28 protein-coding genes are annotated in these 23,200 nt (G+C 43.8%); 15 read left to right on the top strand and 13 right to left on the bottom strand.

The genetic code is table 11. From position 1 onward, the window contains the following. Positions 1 to 2: 2 nt before the first annotated feature. The 7 genes from E7Z59_RS11375 to E7Z59_RS11345 form a co-directional block, all read right to left on the bottom strand. The gene (locus E7Z59_RS11375) at positions 3 to 2,081 is read right to left on the bottom strand and encodes an amino acid carrier protein (RefSeq protein WP_136336478.1); all 2,079 of its coding nucleotides are present in this window, start codon (positions 2,079 to 2,081) and stop codon (positions 3 to 5) included. 105 nt (positions 2,082 to 2,186) lie between these two features. Then, positions 2,187 to 3,194, bottom strand: a complete 1,008-nt coding sequence (locus E7Z59_RS11370; protein ID WP_136336477.1) for a potassium channel family protein — start codon at positions 3,192 to 3,194, stop codon at positions 2,187 to 2,189. 3 nt (positions 3,195 to 3,197) lie between these two features. Further along, positions 3,198 to 3,425, bottom strand: coding sequence for a PspC domain-containing protein (locus E7Z59_RS11365; protein WP_136336476.1), 228 nt, complete (start codon positions 3,423 to 3,425; stop codon positions 3,198 to 3,200). 15 nt (positions 3,426 to 3,440) lie between these two features. Next, positions 3,441 to 4,715 (bottom strand): DUF2851 family protein, encoded by a 1,275-nt coding sequence (locus E7Z59_RS11360; RefSeq protein WP_136336475.1) that lies wholly within the window; start codon positions 4,713 to 4,715, stop codon positions 3,441 to 3,443. Positions 4,716 to 4,804: 89 nt separating this feature from the next. Continuing rightward, positions 4,805 to 5,119: a rhodanese-like domain-containing protein gene (locus E7Z59_RS11355; RefSeq protein ID WP_136336474.1), complete on the bottom strand. Its 315-nt coding sequence runs from the start codon at positions 5,117 to 5,119 to the stop codon at positions 4,805 to 4,807. Between the two features lie 79 nt (positions 5,120 to 5,198). Beyond that, positions 5,199 to 5,813, bottom strand: a complete 615-nt coding sequence (locus E7Z59_RS11350; protein ID WP_136336473.1) for a thioredoxin family protein — start codon at positions 5,811 to 5,813, stop codon at positions 5,199 to 5,201. A 15-nt stretch (positions 5,814 to 5,828) separates the two neighbouring features. After that, positions 5,829 to 6,389: a TlpA disulfide reductase family protein gene (locus E7Z59_RS11345; protein ID WP_136336472.1), complete on the bottom strand. Its 561-nt coding sequence runs from the start codon at positions 6,387 to 6,389 to the stop codon at positions 5,829 to 5,831. A 137-nt stretch (positions 6,390 to 6,526) separates the two neighbouring features. On the opposite strand from E7Z59_RS11345, the gene E7Z59_RS11340 reads away from it, so the two are divergent. From E7Z59_RS11340 to E7Z59_RS15310, 12 genes are all read left to right on the top strand, one after another. Beyond that, complete coding sequence (locus E7Z59_RS11340; protein WP_136336471.1) at positions 6,527 to 6,976, top strand: MarR family winged helix-turn-helix transcriptional regulator; 450 nt, start codon at positions 6,527 to 6,529, stop codon at positions 6,974 to 6,976. Positions 6,977 to 7,024: 48 nt separating this feature from the next. Beyond that, positions 7,025 to 7,657, top strand: a complete 633-nt coding sequence (locus E7Z59_RS11335) for an NAD(P)H-dependent oxidoreductase (protein WP_136336470.1) — start codon at positions 7,025 to 7,027, stop codon at positions 7,655 to 7,657. A gap of 19 nt (positions 7,658 to 7,676) precedes the next feature. Next, positions 7,677 to 8,249: a YceI family protein gene (locus E7Z59_RS11330; protein ID WP_136336469.1), complete on the top strand. Its 573-nt coding sequence runs from the start codon at positions 7,677 to 7,679 to the stop codon at positions 8,247 to 8,249. Positions 8,250 to 8,510: 261 nt separating this feature from the next. After that, on the top strand, positions 8,511 to 9,914 hold the full coding sequence (locus E7Z59_RS11325) for an anthranilate synthase component I family protein (RefSeq protein WP_136336468.1): 1,404 nt from the start codon (positions 8,511 to 8,513) through the stop codon (positions 9,912 to 9,914). 4 nt (positions 9,915 to 9,918) lie between these two features. Further along, entirely contained in the window at positions 9,919 to 10,479 is a 561-nt protein-coding gene (locus E7Z59_RS11320; protein ID WP_136336467.1) for an anthranilate synthase component II, read from the top strand. A gap of 7 nt (positions 10,480 to 10,486) precedes the next feature. Further along, positions 10,487 to 11,479 carry an anthranilate phosphoribosyltransferase gene (trpD, locus tag E7Z59_RS11315; RefSeq protein ID WP_136336466.1) on the top strand — a complete coding sequence of 331 codons (993 nt, stop codon included), beginning with the start codon at positions 10,487 to 10,489 and terminating at the stop codon, positions 11,477 to 11,479. A 1-nt stretch (position 11,480) separates the two neighbouring features. Beyond that, positions 11,481 to 12,293, top strand: a complete 813-nt coding sequence (trpC, locus tag E7Z59_RS11310) for an indole-3-glycerol phosphate synthase TrpC (RefSeq protein ID WP_136336465.1) — start codon at positions 11,481 to 11,483, stop codon at positions 12,291 to 12,293. Then, positions 12,290 to 12,946 (top strand): phosphoribosylanthranilate isomerase, encoded by a 657-nt coding sequence (locus E7Z59_RS11305; RefSeq protein ID WP_242015645.1) that lies wholly within the window; start codon positions 12,290 to 12,292, stop codon positions 12,944 to 12,946. The genes trpC and E7Z59_RS11305 overlap by 4 nt, the downstream gene beginning before the upstream one ends. A gap of 3 nt (positions 12,947 to 12,949) precedes the next feature. After that, a complete protein-coding gene (trpB, locus tag E7Z59_RS11300; RefSeq protein ID WP_136336464.1) occupies positions 12,950 to 14,131 on the top strand; it encodes a tryptophan synthase subunit beta in 1,182 nt (393 codons plus the stop codon). 5 nt (positions 14,132 to 14,136) lie between these two features. Beyond that, positions 14,137 to 14,898, top strand: coding sequence for a tryptophan synthase subunit alpha (gene trpA / locus E7Z59_RS11295; RefSeq protein ID WP_136336463.1), 762 nt, complete (start codon positions 14,137 to 14,139; stop codon positions 14,896 to 14,898). Between the two features lie 39 nt (positions 14,899 to 14,937). Then, complete coding sequence (locus E7Z59_RS11290; RefSeq protein WP_136336462.1) at positions 14,938 to 16,440, top strand: M20/M25/M40 family metallo-hydrolase; 1,503 nt, start codon at positions 14,938 to 14,940, stop codon at positions 16,438 to 16,440. Between the two features lie 67 nt (positions 16,441 to 16,507). Beyond that, positions 16,508 to 16,645, top strand: a complete 138-nt coding sequence (locus E7Z59_RS15310) for a hypothetical protein (protein ID WP_168731292.1) — start codon at positions 16,508 to 16,510, stop codon at positions 16,643 to 16,645. A gap of 64 nt (positions 16,646 to 16,709) precedes the next feature. Here the strand turns inward: E7Z59_RS15310 and E7Z59_RS11285 are convergent, their stop codons facing one another. Further along, positions 16,710 to 17,387 (bottom strand): uracil-DNA glycosylase family protein, encoded by a 678-nt coding sequence (locus tag E7Z59_RS11285; protein WP_136336461.1) that lies wholly within the window; start codon positions 17,385 to 17,387, stop codon positions 16,710 to 16,712. Positions 17,388 to 17,446: 59 nt separating this feature from the next. Between E7Z59_RS11285 and E7Z59_RS11280 the strand changes: the two genes are divergently transcribed. Next, the gene (locus E7Z59_RS11280) at positions 17,447 to 17,575 is read left to right on the top strand and encodes a 30S ribosomal protein THX (protein WP_136336903.1); all 129 of its coding nucleotides are present in this window, start codon (positions 17,447 to 17,449) and stop codon (positions 17,573 to 17,575) included. A 117-nt stretch (positions 17,576 to 17,692) separates the two neighbouring features. Here the strand turns inward: E7Z59_RS11280 and E7Z59_RS11275 are convergent, their stop codons facing one another. The 5 genes from E7Z59_RS11275 to E7Z59_RS11255 form a co-directional block, all read right to left on the bottom strand. After that, positions 17,693 to 18,376, bottom strand: coding sequence for a TonB-dependent receptor plug domain-containing protein (locus E7Z59_RS11275; protein WP_136336460.1), 684 nt, complete (start codon positions 18,374 to 18,376; stop codon positions 17,693 to 17,695). 76 nt (positions 18,377 to 18,452) lie between these two features. Next, positions 18,453 to 19,214, bottom strand: a complete 762-nt coding sequence (gene yaaA, locus E7Z59_RS11270; RefSeq protein ID WP_136336459.1) for a peroxide stress protein YaaA — start codon at positions 19,212 to 19,214, stop codon at positions 18,453 to 18,455. Next, the gene (locus E7Z59_RS11265; RefSeq protein ID WP_136336458.1) at positions 19,211 to 19,873 is read right to left on the bottom strand and encodes a VOC family protein; all 663 of its coding nucleotides are present in this window, start codon (positions 19,871 to 19,873) and stop codon (positions 19,211 to 19,213) included. Before E7Z59_RS11265 ends, yaaA begins: the two co-directional genes overlap by 4 nt. Positions 19,874 to 19,949: 76 nt before the next feature. After that, positions 19,950 to 20,987 carry an RluA family pseudouridine synthase gene (locus E7Z59_RS11260; RefSeq protein ID WP_136336457.1) on the bottom strand — a complete coding sequence of 346 codons (1,038 nt, stop codon included), beginning with the start codon at positions 20,985 to 20,987 and terminating at the stop codon, positions 19,950 to 19,952. 16 nt (positions 20,988 to 21,003) lie between these two features. Continuing rightward, complete coding sequence (locus E7Z59_RS11255; RefSeq protein WP_136336456.1) at positions 21,004 to 21,567, bottom strand: PASTA domain-containing protein; 564 nt, start codon at positions 21,565 to 21,567, stop codon at positions 21,004 to 21,006. 143 nt (positions 21,568 to 21,710) lie between these two features. Here E7Z59_RS11255 and E7Z59_RS11250 point away from each other — a divergent pair, with 143 nt between their 5' ends. Beyond that, positions 21,711 to 22,694 carry a D-alanine--D-alanine ligase gene (locus E7Z59_RS11250; protein ID WP_136336455.1) on the top strand — a complete coding sequence of 328 codons (984 nt, stop codon included), beginning with the start codon at positions 21,711 to 21,713 and terminating at the stop codon, positions 22,692 to 22,694. Positions 22,695 to 22,728: 34 nt separating this feature from the next. Continuing rightward, positions 22,729 to 23,190: a pantetheine-phosphate adenylyltransferase gene (gene coaD, locus E7Z59_RS11245; RefSeq protein ID WP_136336454.1), complete on the top strand. Its 462-nt coding sequence runs from the start codon at positions 22,729 to 22,731 to the stop codon at positions 23,188 to 23,190. The last annotated feature ends 10 nt before the right edge of the window (positions 23,191 to 23,200 follow it).

The following is a 23,200-nucleotide window of genomic DNA, read 5'->3' as shown; positions in this document are numbered from 1 at the left end:
ACTTAGGAGACCTTCTTAACCTGAGGCTTTTTAAAAAGTTTATTGTCCTTCAGATCTCTAAGGTAATTAGAAAGATCTTTTCTCACCTCTCCGCTCATGATGTATAACCCGATAATGTTAGGGAACGACATGGCCAGGATCATCATGTCTGAAAAATCCAGTACCGCTCCAAGACTTACCGAAGCTCCTACGATCACGAAGAACAGAAAGAGAACCTTGTAAATTAATTCTGTTTTTTTACTTTTTCCAAAGAGATAGGTCCACGCACGCATACCGTAATACGACCATGAGATCATAGTAGAAAACGCAAACAGGAATACGGCCGCTGCAAGCACATAAGGGAACCAGCTGATAACACTTCCAAAAGCATTAGAAGTAAGCTCTGCTCCGGCAACACCAGAAACCTCATGCATTCCTGTAAAGATAAGCACAAGAGCAGTCAGGGTACACACGACTACCGTATCAATAAAAGGCTCCAACAGAGCAACAAATCCTTCAGATGGCGGATGGTTGGTCTTGGCCGTACTGTGAGCAATAGCAGCAGAACCAACCCCTGCCTCATTAGAGAAGGCGGCACGCTGGAATCCTACCACAAGCACTCCGATCACCCCTCCTTTTAAGGCACTCGGGCTGAATGCTCCGTCGATAATAGCTCCGAAAGCAGGGCCGATATTATCAATATTCACAAAGATCACCGCCAGGGCACCAAGTACATAAACAGCTGCCATGAATGGTACCACCTTTCCGGTTACCTTAGCAATACTGTCAATACCCCCAATAATAACCACCCCTACAAGGATAGACACCATTACCCCGAACATAAAGCCGTTACCCTGTAACACAGGAAACTGCCCGGAGAGGATCTCAAAACTCTGGTTAGCCTGGAACATATTTCCTCCTCCAAAAGAAGCACCTACACCTAGAATGGCAAAGAAGGCTGCGAGGAATTTTCCGAACCCGGTCATATTTCTCTTCCCAAGTCCGTATCTCAAATAGTTCATCGGACCACCAAAAACACGACCGTCAGGCAGAATATCACGATATTTTACCCCCAGGGTACACTCCACGAATTTGGAGGACATCCCCAGTAAACCGGCAACAATCATCCAGAAAGTAGCTCCGGCACCTCCTAGAGAAATAGCCACGGCTACCCCGGCAATATTTCCTAATCCTACGGTTGCAGATACCGCCGTAGCAAGGGCCTGGAAGTGGGTGATCTTTCCTGGCGCATTCGGATCGTCATATTTACCTTTGGCAAGGTCAAGAGAGTGCTTGAACCCTCTGATATTGATGAACCCCATTCTCAGGGTAAAGAAAGCTGCTCCGAAGATCAGCCAGATAACAATAAAAGGAATGCTTAAAGTTCTGGCATCACCGTTAGGGTGTAACAAAGGTTCTTTTTCGTCATATACGATATCAGCAAATACATCAGCATTGGTTTCGATCTTATCGCTGGTACTGGTACCATCATAGATAACCTTACCTGCTGCCAGTCGCTGTTCAAGTGTACCATTGGTAGTTGCCGTAGCAATGATCTCTTCTCCCGTTTCTGTCTCTATTACGGCAATCTCATCGCCTTTATTTACATGTGTTCCTTCTTCAACCAACCAGGACTTCAGGGTATATACTTTTTCAGTAGTGGTTGACCAACCCGGGATGGAAACCATTTTCTTGTCTGCATACATTACGGGGTCGTACAAACCAAGAGCAGCAAACGGGTCCCAGAATAATACTGACCCTAAACCGGCAACGGCAGGAGTCATAGTACTGTTAAAAACCTCAACGATAGATTCTGCCTCAATCTCATACTCACCGCTAAAAGTAGCTCCGGCGGCGTCAGTAACCGTAACCGTGTAAGGAACACCCTCGGTAAGTCCGGTTGCCTTGCTCGATTTCAGGCGGGTATTCTGATCACTCCACTTAAAGGTGTAAGGCTCAGTACCCCCTTCAACTTTTAACTCGATAGCCGCATCATTGATCTTACTGGAAGGGTTGATCAGCGTTTCTTGCACACTCAGCTGCTGTGCATAAAGCGCCACACCGCATAGCATAAGGAATATGGAGAGAAAACTTTTTCTCATATACATTTTTTGTTTAGGTTAATTTTATGTTAGGATTTTGAAAATCGACACGCAATATGGAAAAAATAAAGCGCTTATTCAAATATTCTGAGTTAAATAAAGCGTTCAGCTTTTGAAGATGATTTTGTTTAATTTATTGATTTGCTCAGGTCTGCCCAAGACCACTATTTTGGTATGCGGCATCAGTTTGGTATCGGCTTCAGGGTTGATTATATACTCCCCGGAGGGCGATTTGTAACCGATGACCGTACACCCGGATTTCTGCCTGATATCAAGGTCTCGAATAGAGCAGTTGGCAAACTGATCTGAAAGATCATCAATAGCTATTTCCTCCAGGTTAATGGAGTTTTCTCCATCTATGGATAATTGATCCAGGAACTCTACCAGATCAGGAAGTACCACCAGAGATGCCATATGATCTCCTCCTATCTTATCAGGCATAATGGTTTTATCAGCTCCGGCCAGTCGCAGCTTAGCCACTGTTGACTCATTGGCTGCCCTGCTTATGATACTAAGATCTTTATTCAATTGTCGGGATGACAATACCACAAAAAGGTTATCTGAATCATTGGGTAAAGCCGTTATCAGAGACTTAGCCCGTTCAATTCCTGCCTCGAGCAACACCTCGTCCTCATTGGCATCTCCATGTACAAAAATGATGTCCTCTGCATGGCGATCAATAAGCTCCTCATCCTGCTCAATAACCACAAAAGGCCTTCTGTAAGCCTTTAGTTTGGCTGCAGCCTGCTGGCCGTTACGTCCGAACCCACAAATGATAATGTGGCCCTGCATTTGTTCGAGTTGCTTTTTCATTTTCCTGAATTTAATGTTTTGAAAAGTACTTCTGGAAAGAATATACTCTGTGATCACCGAAATAGAATATGCAAAAATGAAAACACTTAGGATGATCAGTACTATGGTGAATAGTTTTGTTACGGTATCTGTGGGATGTACCTCCCTGAAACCTACCGTGGTTACTGTTATTACCGTCATATAGAGGGCATCGATCCAGTCATAACCGGAGATCAATCGATACCCTAACGTTCCACCCGTAAGCACCACCAGCAATAATGCCAGGGCCGTGTAGAATTTAGAACGAAAGAGTTGGAACATATATTACAGATCAAATACCGAACTTCTTTTTGTGTATATCAGGTCTTTCATTTTCAGCCAAAAAGCCAGCACCAAATATACCAGGAACCAGATCCCGAAGGTGGCAAAGGTGGCATAAATAAAAAACAACCTGACATTCTTAGCCTTCATCCCTAACCGATCGGCAAGACGAGAAGTCACAGCGAAGCCGTGTTTTTCAAAAAAGTAGCGCAGATCGGTAAACCATTTCATACTACAAATATAAAATTATCCCCCAATAATAAATGATCCTATTTTACAATGTAAACACCTGTTTTGCGAACAATAATTACCGTAGAGCTCCAACAAGGCCTGACTGTCATGAGCATTTCTGAGGGGAACACCTTCGGTCTTCAACCGGTTTAAAACACTATTTTGCTCCGGAGAAATTTCAGCAGCCATGCCGGCTAACTGATCAAGCATGTCCACCCCCCTGTTCCTGTGATAGGCATATAGCACGGGAAATACCGCATTGAGCAACAAAAGATCGATACGGGCTTTACTAATTGCCTTGACCTGCCTTGAGAAGCCGGTATCTCCGGCCCTATGACCACCTGTTCGCTCTTGCTTCACTGAAAACAAAGACCGAAACTCCCTGCTGCTTTTACAGGCAAGCATCCCGGAAAAAAATGAGACTCGACCACTATATAAAGCAGCCAGTTGCGAAAGCCGTATTTCAGGAAAACTTTGTGGCCTTAGACGAAAATACTGAGGTCGGATTATCCCCTGCTCTTCCAGATGATATTTTTTTTTAAGATAGCTGTATTCTTTGAGGCGCATACTGTCATTCCCAACAACCTCCTTTCGCTGAAGCAATCCTGCCATACCGTTTAGCACCGTTTCAAGATCCTCTCCTGCTCCTATTATTTTTCTCACTCTTTCAACACCCAGAGCGGCCGCGACACTATAAAAGGAATCTGCATTAACCTTGGCCCCCATATACCGGAATACTGCGCGAAAAAGTAATTCTTCCCAATGTGTTCTCAACTCGGGAGCCATGGCAACCATAGCCCTGAAACGGGTTCGCAGACGTTTTTGATATAGCTCCGAATACCATTCGTTCCACAGGGATATTGAAGCCCTTTGATGCTGTTCTGCACAATTGAGAGTTTGAGAAGTGACTGCCGAGAGTTGCAGGTAGCTCTGAAGAAAAGCTTCAGGCAGGCGTCCCTCTAAAGCAATCACAGGCAAAATACTATCCTTTTGAAGAGCTACCTCTTTGTCGTGCCGCCAAACCACATGAAGGATGACATTTTTATAATTAGGATCCTCCTGATGGCCGTGTTCATACCAAAGTGAAGAATGCAAATGCATCTCTATATGACCTGCCCATAACTGGTCTCCTATCTTTATAACAGCGTTGAGAAAATCCGGCCCTGCATTGGTATTCAAACTCCCCCTTTTAACCACAATAACCGGCTTGCCTGCGGTGGTATAAAGAACCGATGGAGGTATTTTGGAGTGGTCCCACAGGTAATGGAGAAAATCTTCTTTTATTTTCATAGATTATTTTCTATAAAAATAAAAAATCCCGGCGCAAACCGGGATAGAATTCTCTAAATAATTCTTTAATAAAGTATCGCGAGGTCAGGTTACTTTACAACAACCTCACCTTCCCATTCCAACATTCCTCCCATGAGGTTATAAGCATTGGCGATTCCCAGTTGGTTCATAATACTGCAAGCCTGGCCGCTTCTGTTGCCTGACCGGCAGTACACATAATAATTCTTATCCTTATCGAGTTTTTCAAGCTCATCTATAAACTCCTGCCCTTTGTAAATATCCAGGTGAAGAGCATCAGGAATCATACCTTGAGATACTTCCTTCTCAGTTCTTACATCAAGTACCACCGCATTTGCATCATTCTTTAGTTGAGAAACCCATTGCTCTTGAGTCAAATCTGCCATCCTATAATTAATTTTTTTATTAAAAAGATCGATCCGGCCATAAATCCGGATCGCAAATTTAAACAATTCTTTACTTCCGTTAAATCTTTATAGAACACCCTATTGCCTTGGTGTTTTTTACATCGATCTCTTTCCCGGCCAACATGGCTTCAATAGCATTTGCAACATAGGTGGTTTCAACACTGGCCGCATCCTGGTAATTATCATCAATAGCACCAATATACCTGACAATGTTACCTTCTTCGGTTTTTTCTAATAAGAAGCAATGCGGGGTACGCTTAGCTCCATACTGAGGAAAGATCTTCTGACCTTCATCTAACAGGTAGGGATAGGTGAAACCTTTCTCTGCAGCTCTTTGTTTCATCTCCTCAAAGCTGTCCTTTGGCTGTACCTGCGGATTATTCGGGTTTATTGCAATTACCGGAACACCCAACTCCTTATATTTTTTATCCAAAGCGATAATACGGTCTTCATAGGCTACCGCGTAGGGGCAACTATTACAGGTGAAAATGACCAGGTATCCCTTTGCATCCTTATAATCTGAAAGGGAAACCATCTTCCCGTCAATATTTTTTAATTTAAAATCGGCAGCCTTATCTCCTATAGCATAACCGTCATTATAGAAGCGGCTAACGATAAAAGAGCTCAACACCGCAAAAAGGCCAAAAAACAGAAGCGTTTTAAAAGTTTTCATCGTTGATATTGAAGTTTAGTTTATGAAGCCCAAAAGTTCCTTTTCAAGTTCGTTAAAAGTAAATGATTTCTCATAGAAACCGCGCTTATCCCGATTAAAGATCACCGTTGCCGGTATAGCGCCCGACCATTCCTTATCTACCTTAGGGATCCAGGTATTCATTTTTGGATCATCAAGTAAAAGTACATGACTTTTCAGATTACGATTCTCTACAAAGGGTATAAGTAATTCTTCTGCCCTTGACGGAAAGTCCAGACTCACCAGTACCACCGTTACATTTTCCTGATTGTATTTCGCATTCAGCTTTTCAAAAGATGGTAACTCCTCTATACAGGGCTTACACCAGGTAGCCCAGAAATTCACCACATAGGTCTTATCATCCTCCCGATTCAACAAGCCTTCCAATCCATTAAAATCATACACCCTTATGGTAACCCGCTCTCCTTTAAGAACCTTTTTTGGTTGAGATGCCATCAAGATACTTATGTCCTCCTTTTCCGTTGGTTTCTCGGGTGCTGCATTGCATCCTGCCAACAACAACAGCATTAAAATGATATTGAAGGATAATCGAACCATAACTGCGATAATTTTCTACCCGAATTTAAGCAACCCTGTATCGTCAGGAGATGGTTTAACTTTTTTTTATCAAAAACCTCCTTGTCGATCGCCTAAAATCCATTACATTTGTACATACAAATATTGTCGTTACAATTATGAAGATCGAAGAAATCATTAAATCCGCTTCCATGCCGCTTGCGAGAAAGACCGTGATCAATATAATTTACACGGCCAACGTACTGAGCGAGCAAAGTTCGGATACTCTGAAGCAATTCGGTCTGACCCTCCCTCAATTCAATGTGTTACGCATTTTGAGGGGTCAAAAGGGAAAACCCGCCAACCTCTCTACCATACAGGACCGAATGGTCAATAAGATGAGTAACACAACCCGTTTAGTCGACAAACTCATTGATAAGGGACTTGCAGTAAGGGTGATATGCCAGGAGAACCGAAGAAAGGTAGAGATCTCGATCACAGATAAAGGACTCCAATTATTGTCACAGATAGACGCTCCTATGGACCGTTTAAATGATCAGGCCGTTGCTCAACTCTCAGAGGAGGAACTCAACCTGTTTAACGATATGTTGGAAAAAATAAGAGAATAATTTTTTTGAAACAACATTTGTATATACAACAATAAAAACTTTTAGATCATGAATACATATATAGAAAAACTTCAATGGCGGTATGCCACCAAAAAATTCGACCCGAATAAAAAATTAGAAAAAGAAAAACTGGAAACACTTAAAAAGGCCATACAGCTGTCGGCCTCTTCCTATGGTCTTCAGCCATATAAGGTGTTTGTAATAGAAGATCCTGAATTAAGGGCAAAATTACGACCTGCCGCATGGAATCAACCACAGATCACCGATGCCTCTCAGCTGATCGTTTTTGCACATGACACCAATTTTGGAGATGACCAGATCGATGCCTACATAGATAATGTAGTACAAACCCGTGGACTGAAGGCTGAAGATCTGAAGGGCTACGCAGATTTTATGAAAAGTAAAATAACTCCATTACCAGACGATGTAAAATCAGCCTGGACGGCTCGTCAGGCCTATATTGCTCTTGGTAATCTTCTCTCTGCAGCTGCTCACCTGGAGATCGACGCCTGTCCTATGGAAGGCTTTGAAGTTGAAGCCTTCAACGACATACTTGGTCTTAAAGAAAAAGGACTCAGCACTGCCGTTATAGCAACAGTTGGGTACAGGTCTGACGAAGACGACACCCAGCACTATGCAAAGGTTAGAAAACCTGAAACTGAATTATTTGAAACCCTTTAATAAATTAACATTAAGTAAGATGAAAAAGTTCTTTAAATCTGTATTGGTATTGACCATCGCCACCGGACTGGTTGCTTTTACCACCCCCGTTGAAGAGAAATCAGTGAAACCGGAAGAAAGTACTGTAACCTGGAAGGGTTATAAGGTAACCGGTTCTCACGAAGGTACCGTTCAATTGCAAAGCGGTAATCTTGAATTTGACGGAGATCAATTAACCGGAGGAGAATTCGTGGTAGACATGTCTACACTTATCTCAACCGATTTGACAGGAGAGTATAAAGGAAAACTGGAAGTCCACCTGAAATCAGATGATTTTTTTGGTGTTGAAAAATTCCCTACTGCTTCCTTAAAGATTACCGATGTAAAATCGAATGGTAAAAATTCATACGAGGTAACCGGTGATCTTACTGTTAAAGGAAAGACCAACCCTGTAACTTTTGACATGTCTGTTTACGGTAATAAAGCCACTGCCAACGTAAAAATAGATCGTACCAAATACGACATTCGTTACGGCTCAGGCTCATTCTTTGACGACCTGGGAGACAAAACTATATATGACGAGTTCGATCTTGTTGTAGACCTGCAGTTCTAAACTCAAACGCAATGATGAAAGCCCCGGCGATCACCCCGGGGTTCTTATTTTAAGAGGATTCATAATTTTTTTTAAAAACCTATGAAAATTCACATCTCCTCTCTATATTTGAACTGATGTTTAAAAACAGAACACATAACTGGTGGTGGATTCCCTTACGTCGATTGTCGTGAGCACACCGCTGTATGAAAATATTTTTCAAAAAGCCTGTCGATCACGACGGGCTTTTTTTTTGCCAACACCTGATTAAAACGAATTACAATGAATTCATACCGACTAAAAACATCTTACCGTAAGATCCTTGCCGACACGATTACCCCGGTGAGCATCTACCTTAAAATAAGAGACCGGTTCCCGAACAGTATCCTCCTGGAGTCGAGCGATTATCACGCCAATGACAACAGTTTCTCCTACATCTGTTTCAATCCGATTGCCCATATCAAAGCCGAGAATAATACGTTTTACGCCAGCTACCCTGACGGCACACAACATGAGGCTGCATTAAACCGGAAAGATGTACAATTACCACAACTCATTGAAGACTTTGCCGGGAAATTTGAAACCGACGGGAACGAATTCAAGTTCATCAACAACGGTCTGTTCGGCTATATTGCATATGATGCGGTGAGGTATTTTGAAGATATTGAGATCCGGAAAAAAGATGATCGCATTGATATACCGGACCTTTATTATGCAGTATACCGAAACATCATAGCTATCAACCACTTTAAAAATGAAGCCTACCTTTTCTCTCATGATTATAAGGATCAAAACAACCTGGAGGAAATACAACAGCTCATCCGCTCGAGAAATTATGCTTCGTACAGTTTTCAGCCGGAAGGCAGTCCTGCCTCGGCCCTGACTGATGACGACTACAAAGAGCTTGTGAAAAAAGCCAAACACCATTGCTCACGGGGAGATGTATTTCAATTGGTGCTTTCCCGAAGATTCAGCCAGAAGTTTAAGGGCGACGAGTTTAATGTTTACAGGGCATTGCGATCGGTAAACCCCTCTCCTTACCTTTTCTTTTTTGATTACGGCAACTTCAGAATTTTCGGAAGCTCTCCGGAATCACAACTTGTTATTAAAAATGATCGTGCTGAGATACACCCTATAGCAGGTACCTTTAAGAGAACAGGGAATGATGAACAAGATGCCCGTCTTGCAAGAGCCCTATCAAATGATGAAAAGGAAAACAGCGAGCACGTTATGCTTGTTGATCTTGCCAGGAATGATCTTAGCAGGAACGGCAATACGGTAGAAGTAGAAACCAATCGCGAAGTACAATTCTTTTCCCATGTCATCCACCTTGTTTCCAAGGTGGTCGCTAAAAAAAATCCGGAGATCCCTACCATGCAGGTAGTGGCCGACACCTTTCCTGCAGGAACCCTCAGCGGAGCGCCAAAACACATGGCTATGCAGCTCATCGACCGTTATGAACCCGGAAATCGCAATTATTACGGCGGAGCTATTGGATTTATGGATTTCTCAGGCAATTTCAACCACGCTATCATGATCAGGACCTTTTTAAGCAAAGACCATGAATTATATTACCAGGCCGGAGCCGGACTGGTAGCGGCATCTGACCCGGAAGCAGAATTACAGGAAACCTATAATAAACTTGGCGCCCTGACCTCAGCGTTAGAATTAGCCAAAGAAATTTAAACGTATGAAGGTATTAGTTATTGACAATTACGACAGCTTCACCTACAACCTGGTACATTATCTTATCGACCTGGGGTGTGAGGTTACGGTGAAAAGAAACGATAGGTTGACCCTGGAGGAAGTGGCCCCTTTCGATAAAATACTGTTATCTCCGGGTCCGGGCATCCCTGATGAGGCCGGCCTGTTAAAGGCTATTATAAAAAAATACGCACCAACCCACAGTATTCTGGGAGTATGTCTCGGGCAGCAGGCTATAGCCGAGGTCTTCGGCGGGAGTATTTTGAACCTGGATAAGGTATATCACGGGGTATCAACAACCATCGAGGTCACAGAATACGACCCGATCTATGCCGGCCTGCCAACAACCCTTGAAGTGGGCCGGTACCACAGTTGGGTGGTTGCTAAAGAACTCCCCCCTGCTTTGATAGCCACTTCAATAGATGAGAACGGACAGATCATGTCATTAAAGCACCGTGAATTTGATGTTCGTGGGGTGCAGTATCACCCGGAGTCGGTCCTGACTCCTGAAGGCAAAAAGATCTTAGAAAATTGGGTTAACATTTAAAATTGCTATGAAAAAGATATTAAACAGACTTATTAATCATGAAAGCATATCCCGGGAGGAAGCCAGGAACGTTCTGGTGAACATTTCAGGAGGTAACTACAATCAAAGCCAGATCGCAGCCTTTCTGACGGTATATATGATGCGAAGCATTACCCTCGAAGAGCTGGAGGGGTTCCGAGATGCACTGTTAGATCTGTGTATCGCTGTAGATCTGAATGGCGTGGAAGCGATTGACCTTTGCGGCACCGGGGGCGATGGCAAAGACACCTTTAATATCTCTACCCTCGCCTCTTTTGTCACTGCCGGAGCAGGTATCCCCGTGAGCAAACACGGCAATTACGGCGTTTCTTCCTCCTGTGGTTCCAGCAATGTGCTGGAGTCATTAGGGATAAAATTCTCTAATGACAGGGATTTTCTCAACAAAACTCTTGAGAAGGCCGGTATCTGTATTTTACACGCTCCGCTTTTTCACCCGGCTATGAAAGAGGTGGCACCCATTCGCCGTGAATTGGGAGTAAAAACCTTTTTTAACATGCTCGGGCCCATGGTAAATCCCGCCTTTCCTAAAAATCAGATGGTTGGCGTATTCAATCTTGAACTGGCACGACTGTATGGCTATCTTTACCAGAATACAGATAAAAATTACACCATTCTTCACGCCATGGACGGGTATGACGAAGTATCCCTGACCGGGCCTGCAAAACTTATCGCCAATAACAGTGAAAAGGTTTTACAAGCCGAAGACCTGGGCATGCGCACCCTTAAGGCCGAGGAGATCGCAGGAGGAAAAACCATTGAACAAAATGCAGCCATCTTTATGAATATCCTGGAAGGTAAAGGAAGCGAGGCCCAGAATTCAGTGGTATGCGCCAATGCCACCCTTGCCATTGCTACCGCCACAGGAAAAGACCTTGCATCTTCAAAAGAAATGGCAATGGATTCACTTTTTGCCGGGAATGCCCTGAAATGTTTCAAAACCTTACAAAACCTTAGTAATTAATATGAAGTCTGCGAATACGCCCAGTATATTATCAAAGATCATTTATGATAAGCAAGTGGAAGTGGCTCTTAAAAAACAACTCATTTCAGAAAGTGAGTTGCGTGCTGCTGCCATGTTCAAAAGAAGTGGTATTTCCTTAAGCGCCAGGTTACGAAATAGCGATACGGGTATTATTGCCGAACATAAACGTCGCTCTCCCTCTAAGGCAGTGATCAACCAGTCACTGAGTCTTTCAGAGGTAGCCAAAGGATACGAGAAAGCAGGAGCCTGTGGTATGTCGGTACTTACCGAAGGAAAATATTTCGGAGGGTCTCTGGAAGATCTGCAATTGGCAAGAGCTTCGGTAAATTTGCCCCTGCTCAGAAAGGATTTTATCTCTGATCCGTATCAATTGCTCGAAGCCAAGGCGCATGGAGCCGACGTCATTTTACTCATTGCCGCGGCCCTGAGTCCGGGACATACAAAAGAACTTGCCCTTCAGGCCAATGACCTCGGGCTGGAAGTGCTTCTTGAAGTTCACACCGCAGCTGAACTGGATTCTCACCTTAATGACTATTGCCATATGGTGGGGGTGAACAACAGAAACCTGAAGACCTTTGAGGTATCTGTTGAAACCAGTAAAAGCCTGGCAGAGGTTATCCCCGACAGTTTTGTAAAAGTATCTGAGAGTGGAATCTCTGACGAAAAAACCATCACAGCCCTACGCCCCTATGGTTTTCGAGGATTCCTGGTTGGCGAACATTTTATGCGAACTGAAGATCCCGGACAGACAGCCCGGCAGTTCATAAATTCCTTAAAACAAACTGCCCTATGATCATTAAGGTTTGCGGAATGAAGCACCCGGAAAACATGAAGGCTGTTGCTAGTGCAGGACCGGATGTGATGGGACTTATCTTTTACGGGAAATCGCCCCGTTATTTCGAGGGCATGCTACCGGAGCTACCCGAATCACTAAAGATGGCAGGAGTATTTGTAAATGCCGAAGTGGAAACCGTGCTTGAGAAAGCAACGAAGTATGGCCTCAGCTACCTGCAGTTACACGGCGATGAAACTCCTGAGTATTGCACTGCGTTGAGATCTGCCCTTAAGGCTTCCGGAAACAGGGCTGAACTCATTAAGGTCTTTTCAGTTGCCGGAGAAGATGACCTCTCTGGCAGTGATAAGTATGAGAACTGCGCCGATTACTTCCTTTTTGACACCAAAGGAAAAAACAGGGGTGGTAACGGGCTTCAATTTAACTGGCAGGTGCTGCAAGCTTATAAGCTCCAAATACCGTTCTTGCTGAGCGGAGGTATCGGTCCTGAAGATCTCAAGGCCCTTGAAGGGTTTCTGCTATCTCCGGAGGGAAGAAATTGCGTCGGAATCGATGTAAACAGTGGCTTCGAACTGGAACCCGGTCTTAAGGACGACAAACGATTAAAAAATTTTATTTCCCGGATCAGGGAAACCGAAAACATAAAAAATTAGATTATGAATTATCATGTAGACCAAAGGGGGTATTACGGCAACTTCGGAGGTGCCTACATCCCCGAGATGCTTTATCCAAATGTGGAAGAGCTGCGAACGAACTACCTGCAGATCATGGGAGAGGAATCATTTCAAAAGGAGTTCAACAAGCTTTTGAAAGATTATGTGGGGCGCCCCACACCGCTGTATTTCGCAAACCGTTTGTCACAGAAATACCAATGCAGGATCTACCTGAAAAGAGAAGACCTGAACCATACAGGCGCACACAAGGTCAACAACACCATTGGGCAGATCCTTATGGCCAAGAGACTTGGCAAGAACAGGATCATCGCAGAAACCGGTGCAGGACAGCATGGGGTTGCCACCGCTACTGTTTGTGCCCTGATGGGTATAGACTGTGTGGTCTATATGGGCGAGATCGATATCGCACGGCAGGCGCCGAATGTAGCCCGAATGAAAATGCTTGGGGCAGAAGTACGCCCGGCAACCTCGGGGAGCCGAACCCTTAAAGATGCTACGAATGAAGCCATACGCGATTGGATCAACAACCCCGTGGATACTCATTATATTATCGGTTCAGCCATCGGCCCCCACCCCTACCCGGATATGGTTACAAGGTTTCAAAGTGTGATCTCTGAAGAGATCAAAACGCAGCTCCAGGAACAGGAAGGCCGTGAATATCCCGATCATGTGGTAGCATGTATTGGCGGCGGAAGTAATGCTGCCGGAACCTACTACCATTTTCTTGATAACAAACACGTAAACATTATTGCCGTTGAGGCTGCCGGTAAGGGCATTGAAAGCGGTGAAAGTGCAGCTACCTCTGTATTAGGAAAACAAGGTATCATTCACGGTTGCAAAACCCTGCTTATGCAAACAGCAGACGGACAGATCACTGAACCCTACAGCATCTCTGCAGGGCTTGATTACCCGGGGGTAGGCCCCATGCATGCCCATCTCTATGAAACCGGAAGAGGCGAATTCATCTCCGTTACTGATGATGATGCCATGAAGGCCGGATTGGAGCTCTCTAAAATGGAAGGTATCATCCCCGCCATTGAAACCGCCCATGCTTTTAACGTTTTTAATCAGCGTCCATTCGAGAAAGATGAGGTAGTGGTAGTTAACCTATCCGGAAGAGGCGACAAAGACCTGAATACTTATATCGATTACTTTAAGCTTTAAATCACATGAACAGGATCAACAAAAAACTGGAAGAATCAAAAAAACTGCTTTCCATATATTTCACCTCCGGCTACCCGTCAAAAGACGACACCAAACCTATCATCAAATCGCTTCAGGAGAACGGAGTAGACATGATCGAGATCGGATTGCCCTTCAGCGACCCCCTGGCCGATGGGCCGACCATACAGGAAAGCTCAGTAAAGGCTTTGAAGCTAGGAATGTCTACGAAGGTATTGTTCGAGCAGCTGAAAGACATCAGGTCTGAGGTCGATATCCCACTAATTATTATGGGGTACTTTAACCCCATGCTGCAATTCGGAGTTGAAGCCTTTTGTCTAAAATGTAAAGAAGTAGGAATCGACGGATTGATCATTCCCGATCTTCCACCGGAAATCTACAACGAATCCTATCGTGAGATCTTTGAAAAATACGGACTGGTCAATATTTTCCTGATCACCCCTCAAACCCCGGAAGAGCGTATCCGGTTTATTGACAATATTTCTAATGCCTTTATTTATATGGTAAGTTCTGCATCGGTTACCGGTGCCAAGAATTCCTTTGGAGACCAACAGGAAGCCTATTTTAAGAGAATTGCGGCCATGAACCTCAAATCTCCCTGTATCGTAGGATTTGGGATCAGCAATGCAGCCACCTTTCAGGCCGCTACATCCCATGCTAAAGGTGCCATCATCGGGTCGGCATTTATCAAGCATTTAACCAACAAAGGAGTGGAGGGAATTGGAGAATTTATTCAAAGTATTCGATAATCGGGGTATTTTCAGTATTTTTTACTCAAAATTTTCCTAATGAAAAATCTACTGCTATTATCCGTCGTCGTGGCGTCTTTATTTTCTGCCGAATTAAAGGCTCAAAAGGTCCATCCGGGCATTGTGAATACGATAAGTGAGATCCGTGAGTTCGTTTCAATACCTAACGATGCCAACGACATGGATGACATGAAAGACAATTTGATCTGGTTAAAAAAGGCATTTGCCAAACGGGGTTTCAGTATTATGGAATTACCGACCAGTAATGTGCCGTTGTTCTTTGCCAATGGGAAGATCAAAGAAGACCGGCCTACCGTTCTCTTTTACATGCATTTTGACGGGCAGGCGGTTGACCCGTCAAAATGGGAGCAGGCGAACCCGTATAAGGTGGTGATCAAGGAAGCATCGGATGAAGGCTGGACCCCCATCGAAGAACAAGAACTCAACGAAAATATCGATTTAAATTGGCGCTTGTTCGGGCGATCGGTCTCTGATGACAAAGGACCTATTGTCATGTTCCTGAATGCCTGGGATGAACTAAAAGCTAAGGGGATTACTCCATCCTTCAATGTTAAGGTTATTCTTGATGGGGAGGAGGAAAAATCAAGTAAGCCACTCCCTGAAGCGGTAAATAAATACCGTGAATTATTTGAAGCCGACCTGTTGGTTATCAATGACGGTCCGGTTCACGCCTCCGGAAAACCGACCCTGGTGTACGGATGCAGAGGAATAACCACCCTCAGTTTAACCTCTTATGGCCCCATTAAACCTCAACACAGTGGTCATTTCGGAAATTACGCTCCTAACCCCGGACTAACCCTTGCCCATGCACTGAGTTCGTTAAAAGATCAGGAAGGAAAGGTTGTCGTGCCCGGGTTTTACGATGGCATAGAAATGACTTCCGAAATTCAGGCTGTTCTTGACGCCGTGCCGGAAAATGAACAGGCCCTTAAAGACAGATTGCAGATTGCAGCAACCGACAAAGTAGCTTCATCCTACCAGGGTTCCCTGCAATACCCCTCTTTGAATATCAGAGGACTCAGTAGTGGATGGACCGGAGAAAAAGCAAGAACCATCATACCTGAAAAGGCAACAGCCGAGATCGATATTCGATTGGTGCCGGAGACTCCCGGTCAGCGACAGAAAGACCTGATCAAAGACTACCTGAGATCAAAAGGATATTATATTACTACGGAGGAACCCGACCGGGAAATGCGTATGACCCATAAAAATATCATTAAGGTGGAAGAGGGTTCAGTAACTGATGCCTTCAGAACCTCAATGAATAGTGAGGAAGCTGAATGGGCCAGGGAAACCCTGAAAACAGCTTTTAATGAAGCCCCTGTAGAGATCAGGATCATGGGCGGTACTGTTCCGATAGCGCCTTTTATCAATACCCTGGAGGTACCCGCCATCATTATCCCTATGGTAAACCCTGATAATAATCAACACAGCCCAAATGAAAATATAAGTCTCGAGCGTGTCAATTACGGACTCCAGGTATTCGAAGCCCTGTTATCAAGTTCATTAACAGGAATTTAAATTAAATTTAAGAAGATTCTACTGTAGTAGTATTATATTAAATAGAACATTAAAAATAATTGACACTATGGCGAATATTGAAAGAAAATGGAAAAGAAGTAAAGTTCAAAGTAACCCTACAAACCCTACAGCGAAAACCAATGCTGATACTAATGATTTTGATATAGACGAAAAAACTATTAAAAGACAACAAAATAAAAGTTAATACCGAAATCTACACGGTATTGACCTGAAACGAAACCTTCGCATTTTATGCGGAGGTTTTGTTTTTACAGATCATCGTAGAACTTCTCTCTGAAAAAGGGAGCATATTGCTGTACCCTGAAATCCATTGTGGTATAATCCGGATCCTGCGCCTTTCGCATTTTATAGGCATCCATGCCTCCTATAGCCCTGTTGGCCGAGCCGGAGGGTGCCGTAAGAGATACTGTGTAATAAGTTTTGTTGATTAGGGTAAATCTATGAATCCTGGGAACTTCATCAGAAACCACTTCAATAGCAATTCCCTTTTCCCTGGCATGTTTCCTGAACAAATATTCCGGGCCATTCTTTGAGTTTCCTCCCGTAAATAACAGCACTCTTACGTTGGGCATTTCCGGTAGTTTTCCGGTTATATCTCTTAAAACAGGGGTCTTCATCCCAAGGTCTGACGCATCTATTCGTTCTCTTCGGGCAGATTCCACCATGTCAAAAACACCAATACCATGATTGATTAAAAAAGTTTTGCGTTGTTCGGCTGCTTCTGAGCTGTTCTCATAGCGAAGCTGGGTAGAAAATATTCTTTCTAATACAGGCCACAGGAGCCCGTCTCTGCTACCGTAACAAAAATCAACATCTCCCGGCAGAAGCTCTCCGGTGGTAAACCGGGGCGGCGGCAATGTTCCCACGATCAGCCGATCGGCTTTCTCAGGAATAAAGGGTTCATACGGATGGGTATGGAGGAACATAACTTGATTTAAACATTGAAAATAAGTAACTTTAAGTGTAAACCAAAACAATGAGAATTATGGGAAAAGGAGATGTAAAAACTAAACGCGGCAAGATCAACAGAGGAACCTATGGTGTAAGACGCAGACGAAAAATTCGCAAGCGACGTCCGGTTGAAGAGCAGGTAAGCGTGGATACAAAAAAATAACCGTCATACTTTTCGCGAACCCTTCTCAACATAACCAACTAACAAATAAGCACTTTCGGGTTTTCGAAATTATCTGAGACCGGACAACTCCGAACACAGCATATACTATCCAAAAGTTTACTGCTTGAGTTTAATGATCAATACCCCATTAGCTCCCTGGCTGCCATAAATAGAGGTGGCGGCATCCTTTAGAAATTCAATAGATTTAACCTCAGAGGGCACCACCCAATCAACAGAGGTGACGATTTGATCATTAACTACGATCAAGGGTGTTGCCGGACCCCGGAAATTAGACACCCCCCTCACAATGATCTCGTTATTTGTGGTAACACGAACCCCGGGTACCCGGGTACTGATCAGGTCATAGATAGTAAAAGCGGCATCGCCCACCGGGCCCACTTGTTTGGTATCGATCATGGAGGTTGCATAGACCGCATCATTTTTATCTACTGTCGCATACCCTATTGCCATTTCATTAGAGGCATTTTCTTCCTGTGGTGATTTACCCTCCAGAAAAACAAAATTAAGACGGGGTTGATTGTCGTAAACACCGCTCATGAGTCCGTACGCCTCTGCATAAACAGAAATTACCTGAGTTTCTGAATCTACCTCAACTTCAAAATACCCCCTGGCATTGGTTTTTTGATAGGTATTCACCCCATCTACATAAACATTGGCACCGGCAACAGGGGCTCCTTCTGCATTTTTTACAGACCCTAACAATTTTTTAGACTCTTGCGCAGATCCTGTCAGGTAAAAGCAGGATAGTATTGCAATACAGAACCACCTCAATACATTCATAACAAAACATTTAAGTTCTTATAAGGTAGTAAAAATATCCCGGCTGGAAGACAGATCAGGTTTCGCTCCATAGCGATTACCGAATAAACACCGGTTCGTTCTCCATTTTGGTGTTATCGATACTAAACTGGTACCCTTCCCAATTAAACCCTTTCAGGTCTTCCAACGATTCTGCTCCTGAATCAATAATATATCTGACCATGGCACCTCTGGCCTTTTTAGCAAAAAAGCTGACCACTTTCAACTTCCCGTTCTTCCAGTCCTTAAAGGAAGGAGTGATCACCGGTACTTTGAGTGCCTTTTTATCAATAGCTTTAAAGTATTCGTTGCTGGCCAGATTCACGAATAACTCTCCTTCCTGCAGCTCATCATTAAGCTGGGCGGTAATTTTTTCTTTCCAAAAATCATAAAGATTACTGCTGCCATTCACACCAAACGAGGTCCCCATTTCCAGGCGGTAAGGTTGAATGAGGTCAAGAGGCTTTAGCAACCCATACAACCCGCTCAAGATTCGCAATCTGTTCTGTAATACCTCCACCTTACTTTCCGGGATGCTATAAGCATCCAATCCGGTGTACACATCTCCGTTAAATGCATACACGGCAGGCCTTGCATTCTCCGGGGTAAAGGGCAGTTGAAACTCCTGATTTCTTTTCCAGTTTAATTGGGCCAGGTTATCAGATATACTCATGAGCTTTGAAAGTTGAGCCGGTGATTGCTCTTTCAAGGCCTTATTGATCTTCTCTGCCTCGGCACTAAATACAGGTTGAGTAGATTGCGATACAGGTATTGCTGTTTCATAATCCAACGACTTTGCCGGAGAAATAACGATTTTCATATATGAAGATTTTTTTGCTTTATTTTCTGGTTTTTATATTCGAAATTATAATCGCCCCTCACCATGAGATGCGCATTTTTTATCTTATCTCCTGCAGGAAACCACTCTTTGTGTTTTGGGTTTGCTAAAATAAAAAGACCTTCCGGATCACCCGCCGCCCCGAAGCGTTTAAAATCTCCTGAGTATCGCGGTAACGGTTTTATGGCATTCAGTCTGTTATAAAGGGCTTCCAGATCATCTGCAGGCAGGCCCACTTCTCCGATCTGAAGGATAGCCTTTGGAGAAAAAGACGAGGGAGCGGAACCTTCTACATCCCTTCGCGCTATAAATTCAACGATATTGAGATCGGCATCATAAAAGTATTGTGACTTGGCGTTCCAATTCGGAAAATCTATGATCTCGTCTCCTTCAAAGGGCAAAAGAGACACCCTTTTCTTAAGCCAGTTATTTGCCGGCAAATAACTGTCTCCGGGAATTATCAGTGCAAAATGTACAGGGTCTGAATGCTCAGATCTGATAAATTTCAACCGGGACCTTCCGGTTTTAAAACACACATAATCATCCTCTTCATCGCAAGGCTCAAAGTTCATGACACGCTCATAAAAATCCTTTTGCCTTTCAATGTTTTTGGTAAACAGGATGAGCTCTTTAATTTCCACTATGTGAAATTACAACAAAGCATTGGCCTCCCGAAATGGAGTAACATGCAATTTTCTATATAAGGATAAATCTTACCTATTGCCCATCGCGATGTTTTGCATAATTGCGCCATTTTTCAATGGCATTTTGCATGTCTTCGGGCATTTCAGAATCAAAACGAAGAAACTCGCCGGTAACCGGGTGTTCAAACCCAAGAGTTTTGGCATGAAGCGCCTGCCTTGGCAAGATCTTAAAACAATTTTCCACAAACTGTTTATACTTGGTAAAAGTTGTGCCTTTCAGGATCTTTTCGCCTCCGTATCGCTCATCATTAAACAGGGTATGACCTGCATATTTCATATGCACTCTGATCTGATGTGTTCTCCCGGTTTCCAATCTGCAGGCCACCAGGGTAACATATCCAAAACGTTCAATGACCCTGTAATGGGTAACGGCTTCCTTTCCGTGATCACCTTCAGGAAATACAGCCATCTGCAAACGATTCTTAGGATGTCTGCCAATATGGCCTTCAACGGTACCCTCTTCATCGGCAACATTGCCCCAAACTAATGCCAGGTACTCTCTTTCACTGGTTTTATCAAAAAACTGCTTAGAAAGATGGTTCAACGCGTGCTCGGTTTTTGCTATGACCAATAGTCCACTGGTATCCTTATCGATGCGATGCACCAAACCGGGACGTTCATTACTGTTTAAGGGGAGGTTGTTAAAATGATAGATCAGGGCATTGATCAGGGTTCCTGAATAATTACCGTGCCCCGGATGCACGACCATTCCCGCAGGTTTATTGATCACCAGCAGGCTGTCATCTTCATAAACGATATCCAAAGGGATATCTTCAGGAGTGAGCAGGTATTCATGAGGCGGGTGTTCAAAGAGCACCTTCACCACATCAAAGGCTTTCACCTTATAATTTGACTTTACCTGCTGTCCGTTCACATAGATATTCCCGCTCTTTGCTGCCTGTTGGATCTTATTTCTGGTGGCGTTTTCAATGAAGTTCATCAAAAACTTATCTACACGAAGAGGCTCTTGCCCTTTTCCGGCCGTAAAACTGTAATGCTCATAGAGCTCATCGTCCTGATTCAGATCGTCATTCCCTTCAATTTGCGCCATACTTTGATTCTTTTACTTACCTGTTACCCTCTTCATTACCATTACCACATACAAGAACTACCTTTGTGGTTTTCGGTAATTGCGTTCCCGGGTTGATGCGGCTTCCTTCATACTTTACGTAATACACCATATCCTTTCCCAGTTCGTCAATGTATTCGACCTCCTGAACATCAAGACCTACTGCTTTCAGCATGGACTCAGCATTTCTACGGGTTTTTTGAATAACGTTCGGCATACTCACCTTTCGATAACCTGAAGGGTTAAGGGTCAGGTAGATCTTACGCCCCTCTTTTACCTGCTTATTGGCCACAGGATTCTGTTCGATCACCGAAAATCGCGGAAACTCAGGATTAAAGTTCGTCGAATCCTGAACCACGGCTCTCAGCCCGGCATCGCCAAGGATCTGATTGACCTCTCCAAGAGTCTTTTTAGACAGGTCGGGCACCAAAACAAATTCCCCGTGATTGGTGGTTTGTTTCAGGTACTGCATAACACCCAGCGTTAAGGCTATTAATATCAGAACAGCAATAGCAATCTGCCTTAAGAAGGTCTTACTAAAGAGAAATTTAAATAGGTTCATGGTTAAGATTTATTTGGCAAAGATATAAAAACCATACCCATCTGCATCAGGGTATTTTTTTACCGATTCTGCTGCTTTTCGATGAGCAAATATTGTACAATTAATGATACATTTGAAGAACGAAAAAAACACCTAATACGTATATGACCAAAAAGAATATCGGGGTAATTATGGGAGGCTATACCTCTGAGTCGGGTATTTCTCTGAAAAGCGGACAAGTTGTCTGTGACACCCTCGACAGGGCACGTTTTGAAGTTTTTCCTATTCACATCTCTAAAGAAAAGTGGGTGGCTGTCAAAGCAGATGGCACCGAGCAGGAGATCGATCGCTCAGACTTTTCATTACCCACCGATAATGGCAAGATCACTTTTGATTGCGTGTTCAATGCCATTCACGGCAACCCCGGGGAGAATGGTTATATACAGGCCTACCTGGAACTACTGAATATACCTCAGACCGCTTGCGATATGTACCAGGCTGCCCTGACGTATAACAAAAGAGATTGTCTTGCCGTATTGCGATCTTACGGTATAAAAACTGCCAGGTTTCATTACCTCAATCAAGGCGATGCCATAGACCCTGACCAGATCGTTGAAAAGGTCGGACTTCCTTGTTTCGTCAAGGCCAATAAGGCAGGATCCAGCTTTGGAGTTTCAAAGGTTTATAAAAAAGAAGATCTGATGTCTGCCATAGAAAATTCATTCCGTGAAGATGACGAAATTCTTATAGAATCATTCCTTGACGGAACTGAGGTTTCAGTAGGGGTTATTACCTATAAGGGAGAAACAACCGTGCTTCCGGTAACAGAAATTGTTACAGAGAATGATTTCTTCGATTACGAAGCAAAGTATCAGGGTAAATCTCAGGAGATCACCCCGGCCAGAATAACCAAGGAAGAGCTTGAAAAAGTAAGCGATACGGCCAAACGCATCTACAACATCCTTCGCATGAAAGGGTTTAGCCGTAGTGAATTTATTTTTGTGGAAGGCGAGCCTCATTTCCTGGAGATCAACACCGTACCCGGGCTCACAAAAGAAAGCATCCTGCCGCAACAGGCGGGGGTTGCAGGAATCTCTCTTTCAGAACTGTTTACCACAGCCATTGACGAAGCCCTGGGAGCATCTTAAATTTTGTACCTTTAAGTAAAATATTACTCAAGCTATGCGCAGAGCTATCTTTCCGGGGTCGTTTGATCCTATTACCCTGGGACATTACGATATTATTACCAGAGGAGTCACCCTATTTGACGAACTCATCATTGCTATTGGTATCAATGCAGAGAAAAAATATATGTTTTCTCTGGAAGACCGGAAACGCTTTGTTGAAGAAGCCTTTAAGCACGAAAAAAAGATACGGGTAATGACCTATGAAGGGCTCACGGTTGATTTTTGTCGGCAAGTAAACGCTGAGTTCATTCTCAGAGGGCTGCGTAATCCGGCAGACTTTGAATTTGAAAAAGCCATCGCACATACCAATAGAAAGCTCAGTGAGATCGAAACGGTTTTTCTGCTTACCTCCTCAGGAAAAAGCTATATCTCTTCTTCCATAGTAAGAGACGTGATAAGAAACGGAGGAGACTACACCGGCCTGGTGCCTGAAACGGTTCAGGTGAAACAGGGGTGAGTTATGGATG

The organism is Robertkochia marina (assembly GCF_004799345.1).
Taxonomy (GTDB): domain Bacteria; phylum Bacteroidota; class Bacteroidia; order Flavobacteriales; family Flavobacteriaceae; genus Robertkochia; species Robertkochia marina.
The sequence above is the reverse complement of the archived record's forward strand: the minus strand, read 5'-3'. Positions and strand labels throughout refer to the sequence as shown.

Excerpts from the sequence above, each read along its gene's own strand:
- E7Z59_RS11305 (WP_242015645.1), top strand. The coding sequence starts at position 12,290 with ATGATCATTAAGGTTTGCGGAATGAAGCACCCGGAAAACATGAAGGCT.
- E7Z59_RS11275 (WP_136336460.1), bottom strand. The coding sequence starts at position 18,376 with ATGAATGTATTGAGGTGGTTCTGTATTGCAATACTATCCTGCTTTTAC.
- E7Z59_RS11345 (WP_136336472.1), bottom strand. The coding sequence starts at position 6,389 with ATGGTTCGATTATCCTTCAATATCATTTTAATGCTGTTGTTGTTGGCA.
- E7Z59_RS11375 (WP_136336478.1), bottom strand. The coding sequence starts at position 2,081 with ATGAGAAAAAGTTTTCTCTCCATATTCCTTATGCTATGCGGTGTGGCG.
- E7Z59_RS11260 (WP_136336457.1), bottom strand. The coding sequence starts at position 20,987 with ATGGCGCAAATTGAAGGGAATGACGATCTGAATCAGGACGATGAGCTC.
- coaD (WP_136336454.1), top strand. The coding sequence starts at position 22,729 with ATGCGCAGAGCTATCTTTCCGGGGTCGTTTGATCCTATTACCCTGGGA.
- E7Z59_RS11325 (WP_136336468.1), top strand. The coding sequence starts at position 8,511 with ATGAATTCATACCGACTAAAAACATCTTACCGTAAGATCCTTGCCGAC.
- E7Z59_RS11340 (WP_136336471.1), top strand. The coding sequence starts at position 6,527 with ATGAAGATCGAAGAAATCATTAAATCCGCTTCCATGCCGCTTGCGAGA.
- E7Z59_RS11330 (WP_136336469.1), top strand. The coding sequence starts at position 7,677 with ATGAAAAAGTTCTTTAAATCTGTATTGGTATTGACCATCGCCACCGGA.
- trpB (WP_136336464.1), top strand. The coding sequence starts at position 12,950 with ATGAATTATCATGTAGACCAAAGGGGGTATTACGGCAACTTCGGAGGT.
- trpD (WP_136336466.1), top strand. The coding sequence starts at position 10,487 with ATGAAAAAGATATTAAACAGACTTATTAATCATGAAAGCATATCCCGG.
- E7Z59_RS11365 (WP_136336476.1), bottom strand. The coding sequence starts at position 3,425 with ATGAAATGGTTTACCGATCTGCGCTACTTTTTTGAAAAACACGGCTTC.
- E7Z59_RS11250 (WP_136336455.1), top strand. The coding sequence starts at position 21,711 with ATGACCAAAAAGAATATCGGGGTAATTATGGGAGGCTATACCTCTGAG.
- E7Z59_RS11255 (WP_136336456.1), bottom strand. The coding sequence starts at position 21,567 with ATGAACCTATTTAAATTTCTCTTTAGTAAGACCTTCTTAAGGCAGATT.
- E7Z59_RS11285 (WP_136336461.1), bottom strand. The coding sequence starts at position 17,387 with ATGTTCCTCCATACCCATCCGTATGAACCCTTTATTCCTGAGAAAGCC.
- E7Z59_RS11355 (WP_136336474.1), bottom strand. The coding sequence starts at position 5,119 with ATGGCAGATTTGACTCAAGAGCAATGGGTTTCTCAACTAAAGAATGAT.
- E7Z59_RS11320 (WP_136336467.1), top strand. The coding sequence starts at position 9,919 with ATGAAGGTATTAGTTATTGACAATTACGACAGCTTCACCTACAACCTG.
- E7Z59_RS11280 (WP_136336903.1), top strand. The coding sequence starts at position 17,447 with ATGGGAAAAGGAGATGTAAAAACTAAACGCGGCAAGATCAACAGAGGA.
- E7Z59_RS11290 (WP_136336462.1), top strand. The coding sequence starts at position 14,938 with ATGAAAAATCTACTGCTATTATCCGTCGTCGTGGCGTCTTTATTTTCT.
- E7Z59_RS11350 (WP_136336473.1), bottom strand. The coding sequence starts at position 5,813 with ATGAAAACTTTTAAAACGCTTCTGTTTTTTGGCCTTTTTGCGGTGTTG.
- E7Z59_RS15310 (WP_168731292.1), top strand. The coding sequence starts at position 16,508 with ATGGCGAATATTGAAAGAAAATGGAAAAGAAGTAAAGTTCAAAGTAAC.
- trpC (WP_136336465.1), top strand. The coding sequence starts at position 11,481 with ATGAAGTCTGCGAATACGCCCAGTATATTATCAAAGATCATTTATGAT.
- trpA (WP_136336463.1), top strand. The coding sequence starts at position 14,137 with ATGAACAGGATCAACAAAAAACTGGAAGAATCAAAAAAACTGCTTTCC.
- E7Z59_RS11335 (WP_136336470.1), top strand. The coding sequence starts at position 7,025 with ATGAATACATATATAGAAAAACTTCAATGGCGGTATGCCACCAAAAAA.
- yaaA (WP_136336459.1), bottom strand. The coding sequence starts at position 19,214 with ATGAAAATCGTTATTTCTCCGGCAAAGTCGTTGGATTATGAAACAGCA.
- E7Z59_RS11360 (WP_136336475.1), bottom strand. The coding sequence starts at position 4,715 with ATGAAAATAAAAGAAGATTTTCTCCATTACCTGTGGGACCACTCCAAA.
- E7Z59_RS11370 (WP_136336477.1), bottom strand. The coding sequence starts at position 3,194 with ATGTTCCAACTCTTTCGTTCTAAATTCTACACGGCCCTGGCATTATTG.